Origin of the sequence: Rossellomorea vietnamensis, assembly GCF_025398035.1 — a bacterium.
Classification (GTDB): Bacteria; Bacillota; Bacilli; order Bacillales; family Bacillaceae_B; genus Rossellomorea; species Rossellomorea vietnamensis_B.
Window position 1 is genome coordinate 2,427,384 of sequence record NZ_CP104558.1, and the last position, 15,331, is coordinate 2,442,714.

General features: G+C 44.9%; 16 protein-coding genes and 1 riboswitch. Of the genes, 6 read left to right on the plus strand and 10 right to left on the minus strand.

Annotated features, from left to right (window positions below; genetic code table 11):
• Positions 1–76: 76 nt before the first annotated feature.
• The 3 genes from N5C46_RS12500 to N5C46_RS12510 all read left to right on the plus strand — a co-directional run bounded on the left by N5C46_RS12500 (position 77) and on the right by N5C46_RS12510 (position 2,686).
• The gene (locus N5C46_RS12500; RefSeq protein WP_261748938.1) at positions 77–1,009 is read left to right on the plus strand and encodes a glycerophosphodiester phosphodiesterase family protein; all 933 of its coding nucleotides are present in this window, start codon (positions 77–79) and stop codon (positions 1,007–1,009) included.
• A gap of 161 nt (positions 1,010–1,170) precedes the next feature.
• Positions 1,171–1,497: a cyclic-phosphate processing receiver domain-containing protein gene (locus N5C46_RS12505; protein ID WP_229596116.1), complete on the plus strand. Its 327-nt coding sequence runs from the start codon at positions 1,171–1,173 to the stop codon at positions 1,495–1,497.
• 115 nt (positions 1,498–1,612) lie between these two features.
• Entirely contained in the window at positions 1,613–2,686 is a 1,074-nt protein-coding gene (locus N5C46_RS12510) for an aromatic acid exporter family protein (protein WP_261748939.1), read from the plus strand.
• 111 nt (positions 2,687–2,797) lie between these two features.
• Here the strand turns inward: N5C46_RS12510 and N5C46_RS12515 are convergent, their stop codons facing one another.
• Positions 2,798–3,958, minus strand: coding sequence for an acyl-CoA dehydrogenase family protein (locus tag N5C46_RS12515; protein WP_261748940.1), 1,161 nt, complete (start codon positions 3,956–3,958; stop codon positions 2,798–2,800).
• Between the two features lie 184 nt (positions 3,959–4,142).
• Between N5C46_RS12515 and N5C46_RS12520 the strand changes: the two genes are divergently transcribed.
• Positions 4,143–4,628, plus strand: a complete 486-nt coding sequence (locus N5C46_RS12520; protein ID WP_261748941.1) for a hypothetical protein — start codon at positions 4,143–4,145, stop codon at positions 4,626–4,628.
• Positions 4,629–4,671: 43 nt separating this feature from the next.
• On the opposite strand, the gene N5C46_RS12525 is transcribed toward N5C46_RS12520, so the two are convergent.
• Positions 4,672–6,129, minus strand: coding sequence for an alanine/glycine:cation symporter family protein (locus N5C46_RS12525; RefSeq protein ID WP_261748942.1), 1,458 nt, complete (start codon positions 6,127–6,129; stop codon positions 4,672–4,674).
• 180 nt (positions 6,130–6,309) lie between these two features.
• Between N5C46_RS12525 and N5C46_RS12530 the strand changes: the two genes are divergently transcribed.
• Positions 6,310–6,558 (plus strand): alpha/beta-type small acid-soluble spore protein, encoded by a 249-nt coding sequence (locus tag N5C46_RS12530; RefSeq protein ID WP_261748943.1) that lies wholly within the window; start codon positions 6,310–6,312, stop codon positions 6,556–6,558.
• A 29-nt stretch (positions 6,559–6,587) separates the two neighbouring features.
• Here N5C46_RS12530 and N5C46_RS12535 read toward each other — a convergent pair whose 3' ends face one another.
• Complete coding sequence (locus N5C46_RS12535; protein ID WP_420720411.1) at positions 6,588–7,238, minus strand: uracil-DNA glycosylase; 651 nt, start codon at positions 7,236–7,238, stop codon at positions 6,588–6,590.
• Between the two features lie 124 nt (positions 7,239–7,362).
• Between N5C46_RS12535 and N5C46_RS12540 the strand changes: the two genes are divergently transcribed.
• Positions 7,363–7,785: a pyridoxamine 5'-phosphate oxidase family protein gene (locus N5C46_RS12540; RefSeq protein WP_061809989.1), complete on the plus strand. Its 423-nt coding sequence runs from the start codon at positions 7,363–7,365 to the stop codon at positions 7,783–7,785.
• 408 nt (positions 7,786–8,193) lie between these two features.
• On the opposite strand, the gene N5C46_RS12545 is transcribed toward N5C46_RS12540, so the two are convergent.
• The 7 genes from N5C46_RS12545 to N5C46_RS12575 form a co-directional block, all read right to left on the minus strand.
• Positions 8,194–9,975, minus strand: coding sequence for an ABC transporter ATP-binding protein (locus N5C46_RS12545; RefSeq protein WP_261748945.1), 1,782 nt, complete (start codon positions 9,973–9,975; stop codon positions 8,194–8,196).
• Positions 9,968–11,656, minus strand: coding sequence for an ABC transporter ATP-binding protein (locus tag N5C46_RS12550; protein ID WP_261752350.1), 1,689 nt, complete (start codon positions 11,654–11,656; stop codon positions 9,968–9,970). Before N5C46_RS12550 ends, N5C46_RS12545 begins: the two co-directional genes overlap by 8 nt.
• Before the next feature lie 254 nt (positions 11,657–11,910).
• Complete coding sequence (locus N5C46_RS12555; RefSeq protein ID WP_034760918.1) at positions 11,911–12,366, minus strand: threonine/serine exporter family protein; 456 nt, start codon at positions 12,364–12,366, stop codon at positions 11,911–11,913.
• Positions 12,367–12,389: 23 nt separating this feature from the next.
• The gene (locus N5C46_RS12560) at positions 12,390–13,151 is read right to left on the minus strand and encodes a threonine/serine exporter family protein (RefSeq protein ID WP_261748946.1); all 762 of its coding nucleotides are present in this window, start codon (positions 13,149–13,151) and stop codon (positions 12,390–12,392) included.
• 133 nt (positions 13,152–13,284) lie between these two features.
• On the minus strand, positions 13,285–13,923 hold the full coding sequence (locus tag N5C46_RS12565) for a DedA family protein (protein ID WP_261748947.1): 639 nt from the start codon (positions 13,921–13,923) through the stop codon (positions 13,285–13,287).
• Between the two features lie 144 nt (positions 13,924–14,067).
• Entirely contained in the window at positions 14,068–14,664 is a 597-nt protein-coding gene (thiT, locus tag N5C46_RS12570) for an energy-coupled thiamine transporter ThiT (protein WP_261748948.1), read from the minus strand.
• A gap of 71 nt (positions 14,665–14,735) precedes the next feature.
• Positions 14,736–14,834, minus strand: a riboswitch (TPP riboswitch).
• A gap of 52 nt (positions 14,835–14,886) precedes the next feature.
• Positions 14,887–15,186, minus strand: coding sequence for a hypothetical protein (locus tag N5C46_RS12575; protein ID WP_034760911.1), 300 nt, complete (start codon positions 15,184–15,186; stop codon positions 14,887–14,889).
• Positions 15,187–15,331: the final 145 nt, after the last annotated feature.

A 15,331-nucleotide genomic window follows, 5' to 3' on the forward strand; every position in this document is an offset into this window, starting at 1 on the left:
TACATTATTGTCCTAAATATCCAAGGTCGTACTTATAATGAAAAATAAGATTCTTTATGTAAAAGGATGAACGCAGATGAAAAATACGCATGTACCCCAAACACCCAAAAAACAGCGCATCGTCATCGAGATGATGATCGCTTTCTTTGTCCTGTTTTCCATCATCGTATACTGGCTGCCAGTTGAAAAGGGCACACCACCCCCTTTCTTGCAAAAGGAAAATGAGCGTCCCCTCGTCATTGCCCATCAGGGGGGGAAGCATCTTGCACCCGGGAATACCATTGAAGCGTTCCAAAATGCCGTGGACCTTGGAGCCGATGTCATTGAAACGGATATACATATTACAAAAGACGGCCATTTGGTAACGATTCATGATCCCACAGTTGATGCGACAACGGACGGACGTGGCTATGTAAAGGATTATACGTTGAAAGAGCTCCAACGGCTGGATGCGGCATACTATTTCCAAGATCTGAAGGGGGAATACTCATTCAGAGGAAAACATATATATGTCCCGACCCTAGAGGAAGTATTTCAGCGGTTTCCCGATATGAGGATCAATATTGAAGTGAAAGACGACAACCCGGAAGAACGGATAGAGGAAATGGTACAGAAGTTAATAAAACTGATTGAAGAATACGATATGGAGGATAAAGTCCTCATCGCCTCTTTCGACCAGGACATTATCAATTTAGTCGAAACCTACTCCAAGGGAATGGTTGCCACACAAGGAGGCAAACAAGAGGCAAAAAAATTCGTCATCCTGCATAAACTGTTCATGCGAAATCTTTATAAAACGAGTGTCGACGCTTTTCAACTTCCCCTGCAAGAAGGAAATCTGGACCTGACGCAACCGATTCTGATCTCAGGCGCCCACCGCATCGGCCTTCAGGTACATTACTGGACCGTCAACGACCGGGAAACCATGGAAAGACTCATAAACCTCGGGGCAGACGGCATCATCACCGATCGACCTGATTTATTATTGAACATACTCGGGGAGAGATAATACTTTCTTCTCTACGAAAATTGTAAGACATAAAGATTCCTCACCAAAAACCTACAAAAAAATTACAAATATATTTGTATTATTCATACTATTGACCTATATAAGTATTTGTCAATCTCTGTTAGGCTTAAATTAAGTCAAATGACGAAAGAAGAATAAATATGACAGTAAATGTGTTTTTAGATGATTATCGTCACTGTCCACAAGGGTACATTCTCGCGAAAGACATCGATGAATGTATTGACCTGCTACTTAATTTTTCTATCGCTCATCTCTCACTGGATCACGACTTAGAGAGTAAGACACGTAATGGTTTAATGCTCGTCCACTACATGGTGGAAAAACAGTTATTTGCAGAAAGAATCACGATTCATTCCGCAAACTCTGGCGCGGGCAAAAGAATGTTCAAGTATTTAAAAGAGGCACAGAACGAACGGAAGATGCCTCAGTCAATCCAAATCCTATTACGGCCATTGCCTCTAAGATGAGTTATCATATATAAAGAACTGTTCCCTGAACAGTTCTTTTTTTGTCAATTTATTTAATTTGGTTTTTTCTTACTTTATAATAGAACATAGTGATTTTATTAAAGAGGGGCTTATTATGGGTTTTCTGAAAAAATTTCAATTTGTCGGGGGAAGGATTGCCAAAACAGGACTTGCCGTTTTTCTTACTGCCCTCGTATGTGAACTGTTGAACTGGCCGGCGACCTTTGCCGTCATAACCGCTATCGTCACCATTGAACCGACGGCTGCCAATTCAATCAAAAAAGCGTATGTCCGCTTTCCGGCATCGGCTATCGGTGCGTTATTTGCCGTGATCATCACTCATACGTTAGGGGACCATGCCCTTACCTATGCTCTGGTCGCGCTACTGACGATCATCACCTGCCATAAGCTTCATCTGGGTGCGGGTATCCTCGTCGCTACACTAACGGGAATCGCCATGATCCCCACAATCCATGATCACTACGTAGCGACGTTTTTCATTCGTCTGGGAACGACGACCATCGGACTGATTGTATCGACTTTGGTCAATCTGTGGATCCTTCCACCTAAGTACAGCAACACGATTTCAACCAATATTCATAATCTCTATTTCAAAACAGGGAATCTGTTGGAAAGAAGGGGCTCTGAGGTACTCCAGAATCATTCTCTGCACCGAGAGACGAAATTGATATTCAATGATATTTTAAGAGAGATTGATTTGACGGATACTCTTTGCGAATACCAGAAAGAAGAATGGAAGCTCCACCGCTCCAACCGACAGGAAATGCGCTGCTTCCATTATGAGTATAAGAAACTGAACATCTTGAGACAGATCCTTTTTCATATCGGTAACATCATCTATCTACCCGTCCACTACTCTTTCAGCGAAGAAGAAAAAGAACGGATCATGGATGCGACATTAAGTTTAAAAGGAATCATGCACCACCCTTCATTTCAAATTCCAGACCAGCATTTTACCCTTATGAAGAATTTATTGGAGGAATTCTGGGAGGATCAGGAGGGGCTTCATATGAAACCATTTCAATCCATGAAGCATCACTTCTCCTGCGAAACCATCATGCTTTATGAACTGTTATCCATTCATGATCTTATTGAAGAGCTGAGTGAGATCCATCTCCTTGAGGCACAGCATCGTAACGTATTGGAAAAAGCACTGTACCCGGAATGATGATTTAGTCCTTTTACAAAAACGAAAAAATCCGAACGAATTCGATATTCACTAAAGAATGTCGAGTGATCGTTCGGATTTCTTTAGTCTGAAACGCATTTGTCTCAAACCTTATTTCAAGGCGTTATTCGCCAACATTGAAATGACCATATCATCCATTGGAGGGTTATGGAGCCCTGCCCTCACATCACGATAATAGCGCTGCATGGAATTGGTCCGGAAGAGGCTCCTCGCTCCCACGATCCTCATGGCAGTGTCCACGATATGAAAGGCGCTGTTTGTGACAATGTGCTTGACAGAAGAAAGTTCTGCAGCCATATCCCCCCGTTTTGCAGGCTCCCTTACCCACTTATCTGCCACGGAATACAGGATCTGCCTGGCTTTAAACAACTCTAATTCAATTTCACCGATTTTCCGCTGGACCTCGGGAACATCCTTGATCGGACCGGGCAGACTGTTCGGGGAGTAGTCTTTGGCAAACTGGATGGCATCATTACGCGCTGCCATCGCCACCCCTATATAACAGGCAGGGATATGTAGCAGCCATGCTTTGGGAAGATCACTCTTCCCTTGATCGCTGTCCCGCTCCACGAGGGAAGAAGACGGTAACTGGACGTCTTTAAGAACGAGGTCATCACTCCCTGTTCCCTTCATGGAAATCGTATCCCACGTCTCCTCAATGCTCACACCTTCCAAGTCATGATCCACAAGGAAGAAGCCTTTCTCCTCCGTATCACCGATCACAGCCGATACTAAGGAATAATCCAGCACCCTCGCCATTGAAGTAAAGGATTTCCGGCCTGTTATTCTCCATCCCTTTTCGGTTTTGATCGCCTTGGTCTGAGGCAGTCCCCCACGTGTCGGACTGCCCGTTGCCGGTTCTGTGGCCGCACGGTTCACGAGAGCTTTGTTTGATACAATCTTCTCACACAGATCCTTGAAGACCTCTTCCTCCCACACACGGGTCTCTGTAAGCTCCATCAATCCCCCCAAATGCCAGCCAATGGACAATGCCGTTGCGGCATCCCCTGTAGCCAGTCTCTCCTGGATCATGACAAGCTCATATAAATTGATCTCTTCTCCCCCATATTCTTTCGGAAGAGACAGAGTCCCGTATCCACTTTTTTTGAGGTCGTCGAAATTTTCATAAGGGAACGCATCCTCTCTATCGTACTTCTCCCCCCGTTCAGAAAACGCATCGGCAAGTTCCCCGGCTAAGTCAACCAATTTCCTTTGGCGTTCATTCTGTATAAACGATTGATATACATCCAATGAAACAGCACCTCCCAATGATAAAATGACGTTTTTCTTCTACGTTTATCATAATCAATTTCAATGCCTGACTCAAAGATAAAGCTTACTAATCTGATCGGTTTACATTTTCTTCTTAAACCGAATAATTGTTTTCACAATGAACATTCTATAAATAACATCACACACTAAGGAGGAAATGACCTTGAGCCACAAACGCAATAAACGGTACATATTGATACTGATGCTCATATCGTGGGTATTTCTCTTATTGGCAGGAAAAGAAACCTTAAAAAGATATTTACCCGCCTCTATGTTCATGTCACTTCTTGTGTATTCTGAGAATGTGTTGGCAGAGAGAATCAATTGGTGGACCATCTCAACAAGGCTTTTCCCGAAAGTAAACGGCGTTATGCCTTTTGTCATCGGGGTTTTCCTGACAGGATCGGTGTGGATCCTTAAATTCACTTATCAAAACATATACCTTTATGTATTCGTCAACATTGTGGTTGATACATTTTTTACATACCCTTTTTATTCCCTTTTCAAAAAACTGGGTGTGTGGAAATTGACTCATTTAAAGCAATACAAGCTATCTCTTCTGTTTTTCATGAAATCACTGCTCATGTATGCTTTCCAAAAATATATCGGGGAAAGGCTTTATTCTAAAATCAAAGCCCCACTTCAGTAAAAAACCTGCTGCCACAGTGGCAACAGGTTTCTTTTTTTATAGTTTATGATGCATTTTCTTTATCTTCGACTTTGTATTCCTGCTCCCAGAACTCTGCATTTTTGATACCGAGTTTTTTCGAGTTAAAGACCGGATCAAGTCCCTGCTTCTTCTGTTCTTCGTAATCCTTCAACGCTTTAAGTGCCGGTTTGGCAAGGATGAGGATCGCGATCAGGTTCAGCCATACCATAAGGCCAAGGCCGATATCTCCCAACGCCCACGCAAGGGCCGCTTCTCTTACCGCTCCGTAGAAAGTGGCTCCAAGAAGGACTACCTTCAGGACCACCATGGCCGCCTTTGAATTCTTGCCTCTCAACAAGTAAGCCACATTCGTCTCAGCCATGTAATAGTAGGCCATGATCGTCGTAAAGGCAAAGAAGAATAAAGCGATCGCGACGAATGATGCCCCGAATCCAGGAATGACGGATTCAATGGCAGCCTGTGTATAACCAGGACCCGCTTCGATACCATCCAGATTGTTGGCAAGCATCGTCCCGTCAGGACCTTCCGTATTGAATGAGCCCGTAAACAGGATCATGAATGCTGTTGCCGTACAAACAAGAAGGGTATCAATATAAACCGAAAAAGCTTGAACCAATCCTTGTTTCGCCGGATGGGAAACCTCTGCCGCCGCAGCAGCATGGGGTCCTGTTCCTTGACCTGCTTCGTTGGAATAGATTCCGCGTTTTACTCCCCATGAAACAGCCATACCGATGATTCCGCCGAATACAGAATCGGCACCGAATGCACTTCTGAAAATAAGGCCAAAGACAGCCGGGATTTCCGCAATATTCATTCCGACGATGATAAGGGAAAGAAGAATATATGCAATGGCCATGAACGGCACGACGTATGAAGCCACTCCCGCAATACGTTTGACTCCCCCAAAGATGATGACCCCAATTAATACGACAAGACCGATACCTGTGACCGTCGTATTAAGACCAAATGCATTCTCCAGTCCTAATGCTATGGAGTTTGACTGGATCCCCGGCATTAGGATGCTCATAGCGAGTAATGTCGCAAATGAGAATAGTACGGCATACCACTTCCATCCAATACCCTTTTCAATATAATAGGCTGGTCCACCACGGTATTCCCCGTCCTGCTTCACCTTATAAATTTGAGCTAATGTCGACTCAATAAAGGCACTGCTTGCACCGATGAAGGCAATCGCCCACATCCAGAAGACGGCTCCGGGACCACCAAAGGCGATGGCAGTAGCCGTACCGGCGATGTTACCCGTTCCTACACGTCCGGATAATGAAAGAGCCAAAGCCTGGAATGAAGACACCCCTGCACTTGAGCTTCCACCCTTAAACATTTGAACAATCATATCTTTAATCAACCGGACCTGCAAAAACTTCGTTAAAATAGAAAATAGTAAGCCTACGCCCAAACAAAAATAAATCATGACCGGGGACCAAAGGATCCCTACGAGCTTGCCAACGAATTCTTCCACGGCATTTCCCCCTTTTATTTTTATAGAAATTTTCTAACTATTAAGAATTATATTTTATTTGACACAAAATAGACAATCCTTTTTTATAACGAAAATTTTATAAACGTAGAAAAACCCTTATATGACAATACTTTATACTTGCAAAAAAAATTTGGGGCACTCTATAAAAGAGGTGATAAAATGTCGAAAAGAAAACTTCTCGTCCCTGAATCCCGAGCCGCAATGGATGAGCTCAAAGCGAGAGTATCGGGTACCCTGGATCCAAAAGAAGCCAAATATGAAGTCGCAAAGGAACAGGGAATCCCCCTTCAAAGAGGTTATAATGGGAAATTAACGTCCGAACAAGCGGGGAAAGTCGGTGGGTCGATCGGTGGTAATATGGTGAAGGAACTTGTCAGAATGGCTCAGGAGAATATGTCGAAAAAATGATCATTCAAAAAGCTGACATACACCTGATGTCAGCTTTTCTTCTTGTGTAGTATATCTTTCAAGTGGTCAAGATCCTCATAGATGTCTTTTTCCAACGAACGATTATAGAAAATCGAAGCTGGATGAAAGGTTGGAAAGATGGAGTAGGTTTCCTCGCTCCAGGTCCATTCGTTGGAATCGAATTCTTTCAACCGCCTGACCTTCGACTGAATCAACTGGCCGTGACAGTCCGAAATCGTATATTTCCTCCCCAGCAGCCTTTGCAACCCTATATTCCCCAATGTGACAAGCTGTTTCGGCTTCACATGTTGGAGCTCATAATCCAATATCGGTGCATGGGCCAGCTGTTCCTTAAGATTCGGCGCCCTGTTGTATTTCTTTTCGATCATTTCATTGTCCACGGTCTTCTTTTGTACGATTTTGTAAGGCCTGCTTCTGACAGTAGAGGTAAAGTATATGTCTTCCCTTCCTATACCGAGGTAATGAAAGAACTGATCCAGCACCTTACCGGCTCTCCCGCTGAAGGGCATCCCATTATGAATTTCGGTTTCCCCCGGTGCCTCCCCTACAATCATGATGGCAGGGTTCATCGGTCCCCTCCCATAGACAAAGCCTTCACAGTTATACCCTTCCATCCGCTCTTTACACAGATTCACCAGTGTTTCCGGTATCACGCGCATCATCCTTCACTCCTTATTATTTTCGTTATTCCCGATGTGATAGGAGTCTACACATTCACATGTTTATTTCCCTCTCAGAAAAGGAATAGTATGGGTAAAAGAAAGATTAAAGGAGATGGATTGATTGTCACAAGCCGAATTGAAACAACAAATCTTAAAGGTTCTTGACGAAAGCAAAGTAGGTACGCTGGCGACTGTGAAGAATAATAAGCCTCATTCCCGCTATATGACGTTCTCACATGATGAACTCACTTTATATACGCCAACGAGCAATGAAACGCATAAAACCGATGAAATCGAAGATAATCCCAATGTCCACATCCTCCTTGGCTATGAAGGGGAAGGATACGGCGACACATTCGTTGAAATCGAAGGACGCGCTTCCGTCGAAGATTCTGCCCATTACAAAGAAAAACTATGGAATGACCATATGAAGAGATGGTTTGAAGGCCCGGACGATCCCAATTACATCGTCCTGAAAATCCAGCCGACAGCCATTCGTCTGATGAACGATGAAGAAGATTCGCCGCAGTCGCTTGAATTATAATTAAAATGATTCCTTGACATGTTATAAGATTAATGATATATTTAGTTATTGTAATCTTGTAACATACATTGAAACGATAGAGAAGATAATTCGTAATTCTATTCTGTTTTGATTTAACAACTTATTCACACTGGATCGGCTTCGGAGCCGTTAGGATGTAAGAGAGGTAGGGCTTACGTCGTTTAGGTATATCAAACGACTCAAGGAATTGCCCGCGGCTGTTTATTATCTGCAAACAACGTTCAAGATATAAATATATTACTTGTGATGTTGCAAGTTACAGAATTGCCTTTATCCGATTAAAGGCAGTACCAAAGGGATCGCTAACGGGATGATTAGCCCCTTTATAAGGAAAAACACCTCAAAAGCGCTGACTTTTGAGGTGTTTTTTTGTGTACTCGTTGAATCTCAACCGCTCTCCTTCAACTGGCTGTGATACAACCCATGATAAAAGCCCTTCGTCTCAAGAAGTTCATCATGAGTGCCCTGTTCAATGATTCTTCCTCCATCAAGGACCAGGATTTGATCAGCCTGCCGGATCGTGTTAAGGCGATGCGCCACCACCACGCTCGTCCGTCCGTTCATCAACCGTTTGAGGGCATCCTGGATCTTCAGCTCCGTAATCGTGTCGATACTGCTCGTTGCTTCATCCAGGATCAGGATGGACGGATTGGAAAGGATGGCCCTCGCAATGGACAGCAGCTGTTTCTGACCCTGACTGATTCCGCTTCCATCCGCCCTCAGCATCGTATCGTAGCCCTCGGGCATCTTCTCAATGAAGGTGTGGGCATTGGCAAGCTTAGCGGCATCCTTCACTTCGTCATCGCTCGCATCGAGCCGGCCATAACGGATATTGTCGGCAATCGTCCCCTGGAAGAGGAAGCTATCCTGTAGAACGAAGCCCATCTGTTGACGTAAGCTTTTACGTTTGATGGCCTGAATATTTTGGCCGTCGATCTCTATCCTGCCTTCATTCAATTCATAAAACCGGGATAGGAGATTCGTGATCGTTGTCTTACCAGCCCCTGTCGGTCCGACCAGGGCAACGGTTTCACCGGGTCGTATGGAAAAGGATACATCCTCAAGGGTCTGTTCTCCTTTTTCATAGGAGAACGAAACATGTTGAAACTCGACCTTTCCTTCAACGGACTCGATTTCCACGGCATCTCCTTCGTCCTTCGCTTCTTCTTCTTCATCTAAAATTTGAAATACACGCTCGGCACCTGCAATCGCTGAGAGGAGCGTATTATACTGATTCGCAAGCTCATTCAGTGGCCGCGTGAACTGCCTGGCATACTCTGCGAATATGACAATGACACCGATCGTGATCATGCCATTCAGGGCAAAGACACCTCCTACTCCGGCAATCACGGCAAAGCTGAGATTATTCAGAACGTTCATTAGTTTCGGGATGAAACCGGAATACGTATCCGCCCAATAAGCAGCTGTCTTTAGCCTCTGATTCTTTTCACCGAATTCTTTGATGGCCGTTTCTTCCCTGGAAAACGTTTTGATGATGCTGTGACCAGAGATCGTTTCTTCGATATATCCGTTCAATTCACCGATATTATGCTGATATTGTTTAAATAAACGGCCTGTCCGTTTCGTGATCCACTTCATGCCAAAGACCATGAGCGGGACAATGGTCAAGGTAATGAGAGTGAGGAGCGGGCTTAACCAAAGCATGATCGAGACGGTCCCCACTAATGTAAGGACACTGGATATGATTTGAATGAACGAGCTATTCAAGGTGGCACTCACATTGTCAATATCATTGGTCACCCTGCTCATCAGTTCGCCATGCTTCCGTTTATCAAAGAATGGGATGGAGAGTTGATGCAATTGATGGAAGAGGTCCTTCCGCAACCTGTAGACCGTATCCTGCGCGACACCGATCATCCAATAATTCTGGAACCACACGGACAGAGAATGCAGGATGTACACCGCAATCAAGCCTGTAATCAGTCCCACCAGCCCCGAGGTCTCCTTCGTGACGATATAGTCATCAATCGCCTTCCCTACAAGGAAGGGTCCGAGAAGTGCCGCTGCCGAACTGATGAACACCATTAAAATGACCAAATACAAAATAATCTTCATTTTGGAAAGGTAGCTCCACAGACGCCTGAGTGTGCCTTTTGCATCTTTCGCCTTGTCGTTCTCCCCCAGTTTCTTTCGTATATGCCTAGACATGATGGATTTCCCCCTCTCCGAATTGAGACTGGTAAATCTGTTGATAGAGGACGGAATCCTCTACGAGTGACTCGTGAGTCCCTTCTCCGATCAATACGCCATCTTCCAGAAGCAGGATACAATCAGATTCCATCGCCGTACTGACCTTTTGTGTAATGATCATCGTGGTACACTCATATTTCTTCAATGCTTGAAGGAGCTTCGACTCCGTTTTCAAGTCCAATGCACTCGTACTGTCGTCCAGCAGGAGGATCTTCGGTTTTCGAATGAGGGCCCTGGCAATGGAAAGCCTTTGTTTCTGACCCCCAGAAAGGTTGACCCCTTTTTGCCCGAGGACCGTATCATATCCGTTCGTGAGATTCAGGATGGTTTCATGGATTTGGGCATCTTTTGCCGCTTGAATCATTTCTTCCCTTGTGGCATCTTCCTTTCCCCACAAGAGATTTTCTGAAACCGATCCGGAGAATAGGATGACTTCCTGAGGGACATATCCGATATTTTTTCTTATTTTAGCCAAAGGAATGGTCCGGATTTCCCGCCCGTCCAATTGAACGGCCCCTTCTGTTGCATCATACAGACGGGGGATGAGCTGAAACAGTGAACTTTTACCTGATCCCGTAGCCCCCAATATGGAAACGGTTTGTCCCGCTTCCACCGTAAAGGAAACATCCCGAAGCACCTTCCCCCTGGTGGATGGATATTGAAACGATACATCCTTAAACGATATTTCTCCTCTGACCACTTTGTTGCGGGAGTCTACATCCTCTCCATCCTTCAAGTCGATCTCCGATTCAAGTACTTCCTCGACCCTTTCAGCAGAAGCCCTTGCTCTTGAAAAACTGGTGATGATAAAAGAGAATATGGAAAATACAGATGAGATTCTCGTGACATAGGTGACAATCGCTACTACTTCCCCAACCTTGGTACCACCTGAGGCCACATCAATACTTCCAAACCATAGAACGGAAAGAAGGGCAAGGTTCATGACAAGCATCAAGAGAGGCATAATGATTTCCATGAACCTGAGGGCACGTACCGTTCGATCCTTCAAATCTACATTCGCTTCATGAAATCGGCTTTCTTCATGATTACTCCTTGTATACGCTTTGATCAATCTCATTCCGGAAAGGTTTTCCTTCATGACCTCGTTTACTTTATCGAGCCTTGATTGAACTCTTTCAAACAGACTCCACCCGCGTTTCAACACCCAAAACAGGAACAGCCATAACACCGGAATCACAACGATTAGAATCAGCGCAAGCCGGGCATTGACGATCAGGGCCATGATGGTGGAACCCACTACAAGCAATGGAGCCCTTAGCATGATCCTGAGGCTCATGAAGATCGTATTCTGGAGCTGCCTGACATCATTCGTCATCCTCGTGATGAGAGAAGAGGCCGGAAGCTTATTAAAACTCGCAAACGAAAACGACTGAACTTTCCTATACAGGCTTTCCCGCACATCATACCCGAATCCCTGACTCGTATGTGCCGCAAAAAATGAATTCGTCACACCTGAAAAGAAGGCTACGAGAGACATCCCGACCATGATGAATCCCCATTTCAACACGGTGTCCAAATCTTTATTCAGAATTCCTTCATCGATGATCCGCGCCATGAACAGCGGATTCAACAGTTCTACTGCAAGCTCTACCAGCATCAGACTCCAGGCAACGGCCATGGCAGCACGGTAAGGCTTTAAGAAACGTATGACCTTCAAACGAACACCCCTCTAAACAAATATCTGCCATTATTTATATGTATCATCATATCGTTTTTTTATGCAGGGTGGTAGTTGGAAGCACCGGCCGTGCTCCCAAATATGGATTCAAAAAGAGACCGCGACAATTGCGCGGTCTCTTCTTTATATATGTGATTCATCGACCTTTATTAAGCTTCTCAAACCAAGACCTCCGAAGAGTAAGGTCCGTCCCTCTATCTCATCCTCCGTGCACTGGCGTTCAGGCGCGCATTTCGGATGACCTGGTTGATGACTTCCGAAAATATGAGCCCGATGGCAATGGAACCGGAGATCATAAAGGCTTTGGCTGCCAGGTTGATGGCGGCATTGTAATCATTTTGGACGAAATTTCTCATGGCATCGTACGCCAGGCCCCCGGGTACGAGGGGGATGATCCCGGCAACAGAGAAGATGATGACCGGGGTTTTGTACATCTTCGCAAATACCTGACTCACCACAGCCACCACAAAGGAGGCAAGCAGCGTGGCAAGAACGGTGTCGGCTTCATTTAAACTCATGAGTATGTAAATGATCCAGCCCAGCATCCCGACAATTCCGCATTTGAAAAGGGACTGCTTTGGAGCATTGAAGATAATCCCGAATGCAGCGGCGGAAATGAAGCTGGTCACTAATTGTTCGATGATGTGCATTCCCTTTTCACTCCAATCTCACTTTACGTTAATGTAAACACGACAGCAATGCCCGTCCCGATGGCAAATGCCGTTAAAAAAGCTTCTGCGCCCTTTGACAGACCCGAAACGAGATGACCCGCCATCAAGTCCCGGACCGCATTGGTGATCAGGAGACCGGGAACAAGGGGCATCACGGATCCAATGATGATCTTATCCAATTCCTGTCCGATACCGAGCTGGACAAATCCGTAGGACACCATGCCAATGATAAAGGAAGCAAGAAACTCTGCGAAGAACTTTATAGGAACGAGGCGGTGTAAATAAATCAGGCTCGTAAATCCGACGCCTCCCGTAATCAGAGCAGGGATGAAGTCCTTCCACATCCCCTGGAACATGATGAGAAAACAACCACTTGCAATCGCAGCCGCAGCCACTTGAATCAGGAAGGAATAAGATAGATCGGACTGATCCAGCTTTTCAAGTGCATTGTATGCTTCTTCAAGGGTCAAATGCCCTTTACTGATTTGCCTTGAGATGCTGTTCACGAGGGTCACTTTCTCTAGATCCGTAGACCTTTCATTAATTCGGATCAGCTTCGTTTTGGTCGGTTCCGACGTTTCAATCGAGAAGATGATCCCAGTGGGGGTCACATAGCTATGCGATTCCGATATCCCATAAGAAGCGGCGATGCGCATCATCGTGTCCTCGACGCGATACGTCTCCGCCCCGCTTTGCAGCATGATTTTCCCCGCCAGCAGGCTGACCTCCATAATGTCATATCTTCTTATCATTTTTGCTTCCATACGATCTCTCCACACGTACTATTTTTTGAATAGGTCTAGTTTATAGGAAAGCAGAGGTGTAAGCAATGAGGAACGGGGGGATTTTCCTTAGATTTAATCTTGAGGGTTGGAAAGAAGGCAGGTTCAATCATCATTAACGTTCCTCTCTCTCCTGGAATGCTTTATGTTCCGATGGGTTGTTTGGTGGCAGGGACCCCCTTTTTATCTTTCTTTTATATATTATGTACGCACCCGTCATCCCCATAAACCCTATGAGGACAACCATTTGGTAGTTTTCGATCACTTCAAGGATCACTTCTTTTTCCCCGTCATATAATTTCCCAATAGTCAAAAACAGAAAAGTGGATGGCGCAATACCGAGCATGGTAAGAAGGGAATACGCCTTCACATCCATTCTCGCCATACCTGCAAGGAACGGGATGACATTCCCTATATGAAGCGGGCTTGCAATCGCCACGCTCCAAACACCGTATCGATTGAATTTTTTCCGGGCTGTTCGGAGCTTCTCAAGTTTCTGGGGCTTAAGCCTTTCTTCTATCTTATCTCCCAGTCTTAAACTGATATAGTAAGGAACATAGCTTCCCACTGTGTATAGGAGACTTCCCGCTAAAGATATGAACACCATTTGCAGCCACGTCAGGTGGAGGATGAATCCCATTGTTACGATAAAGAACGTCCCAATAAAAGGAAAAGCACTCCCTTCAATCAATAGAGAAAACAGTACACCCCATATCCCCCATTCTTCTGCTATATTTATCAACCATTCCGTCATGTGAATCACTCCTGTAAGCTTGTATCTTCAGTATAGAAGAGACCTTCTTATACGAACAGAATCCGCAGAGGTAATTTGCGCTAAGTCTTGAGATGTATTGACAGTATAAAGACCGGCCCTGAGACAGGCCGGTCTTTCGTTCCTTTATGATGCCTTTCGGCTGATTTCCTGTTGATGCGACTGCACTTTGATCAATCTTGGTGCGATATTGACGATGATCACCATCACAACGGAGCATAAAACTGCCGACCCCAACATGGTGATCCCATTTACTATAAGAGAAAATAGCAGCGGGGACATCTCATCCGGTGCATACTCCGCAAAGAACACGAAGCCGGCGATGAAATGCCAGAAGTAACGGGCAAGGCTTCCTGCGAATGTTGCCAGTACTACCCAGAAGAACGCTCTGGGCCGTTGTCCGCTTCCCAATGCGCTTTGGATTTTCCCGGCAAACATCCCGGCAAAACCGATAAAAGCAAAAGCGATGAAATACTCAATCACCATTTGGACCGGGGTCGCAATCCAGGCATCCCCGAGGGCAATCTGCAGGATCCCCCATAAAAAGCCTCCTATCAGTCCGGCTCTCCACCCTCTTCGATAAGATAATAGAAAGATCGGAACCATGGCAATCGAAATCGAGATACTCGGTGATAGCTTAATAGAAGGCAGCAAATCGAGAATGACCGCAAAAGCCGCCATCAATGAAGCTTCAAGCAATACGACAAGTCGTGTGTTTTTCATAAAAAAATCCTCCTTATGAACTGAAACGAAACCATAAGGAGGGAGAATGGAACAATCGAAATAAGCACAATGCTGCCTATTTTCCACATCCCTACGCTAGTCCTAACTAACAGGTTCAGAGGGTCAGAACAGATTGTTCACTCTCAGCTTTCGCTCCCCTTGTGGTACCGTTTATAAAGTTGTTAAGGTTCATTATACATGAAGAATGATATTTGAAAAGCATTAAGGTGTCTCTCTTAGAGGATCATGAAGGATGATGACGGGCATTGACTTAGGGGTTACCATGAATCCATATACCTTTCCATCTTTGTCCTTATACGCTACAGAATAATCTCCGAACTGGGGTGAGAATTCGACGTTTTGGTATTCAAGGTCAAGGTCCTGGTATTTCAGGCTCACATACAGGTTGGTGGCGATTCTTGCTGTCAGATGTTGTACAGTTGAAATCCGGTTGGCTACTATTATGAGGATGATTGCGAAACAGAGTAACATGACTTTCTTTGTCCTGGACAATCTGATCATTCATCAAGCCCCCTTTCATTTCTCATAACTACTATACTCTTATACTCTCTATTATATACCTATTCACTGAACCATGACAAAAGAGCTACTCTAATGGTGTGTGTCAAAATACCCATTTTCAGCAGCTCTTTTATCTTTATTTATT

Bases quoted from the DNA above. Each gene is read 5' to 3' on its own strand.
- N5C46_RS12500 (WP_261748938.1), top strand. From the start codon at position 77: ATGAAAAATACGCATGTACCCCAAACACCCAAAAAACAGCGCATCGTC.
- N5C46_RS12505 (WP_229596116.1), top strand. From the start codon at position 1,171: ATGACAGTAAATGTGTTTTTAGATGATTATCGTCACTGTCCACAAGGG.
- N5C46_RS12510 (WP_261748939.1), top strand. From the start codon at position 1,613: ATGGGTTTTCTGAAAAAATTTCAATTTGTCGGGGGAAGGATTGCCAAA.
- N5C46_RS12530 (WP_261748943.1), top strand. From the start codon at position 6,310: ATGTCGAAAAGAAAACTTCTCGTCCCTGAATCCCGAGCCGCAATGGAT.
- N5C46_RS12535 (WP_420720411.1), bottom strand. From the start codon at position 7,238: ATGCGCGTGATACCGGAAACACTGGTGAATCTGTGTAAAGAGCGGATG.
- N5C46_RS12545 (WP_261748945.1), bottom strand. From the start codon at position 9,975: ATGTCTAGGCATATACGAAAGAAACTGGGGGAGAACGACAAGGCGAAA.
- N5C46_RS12550 (WP_261752350.1), bottom strand. From the start codon at position 11,656: ATGGCCGTTGCCTGGAGTCTGATGCTGGTAGAGCTTGCAGTAGAACTG.
- N5C46_RS12555 (WP_034760918.1), bottom strand. From the start codon at position 12,366: ATGCACATCATCGAACAATTAGTGACCAGCTTCATTTCCGCCGCTGCA.
- N5C46_RS12560 (WP_261748946.1), bottom strand. From the start codon at position 13,151: ATGGAAGCAAAAATGATAAGAAGATATGACATTATGGAGGTCAGCCTG.
- N5C46_RS12565 (WP_261748947.1), bottom strand. From the start codon at position 13,923: ATGACGGAATGGTTGATAAATATAGCAGAAGAATGGGGGATATGGGGT.
- thiT (WP_261748948.1), bottom strand. From the start codon at position 14,664: ATGAAAAACACACGACTTGTCGTATTGCTTGAAGCTTCATTGATGGCG.
- N5C46_RS12575 (WP_034760911.1), bottom strand. From the start codon at position 15,186: ATGATCAGATTGTCCAGGACAAAGAAAGTCATGTTACTCTGTTTCGCA.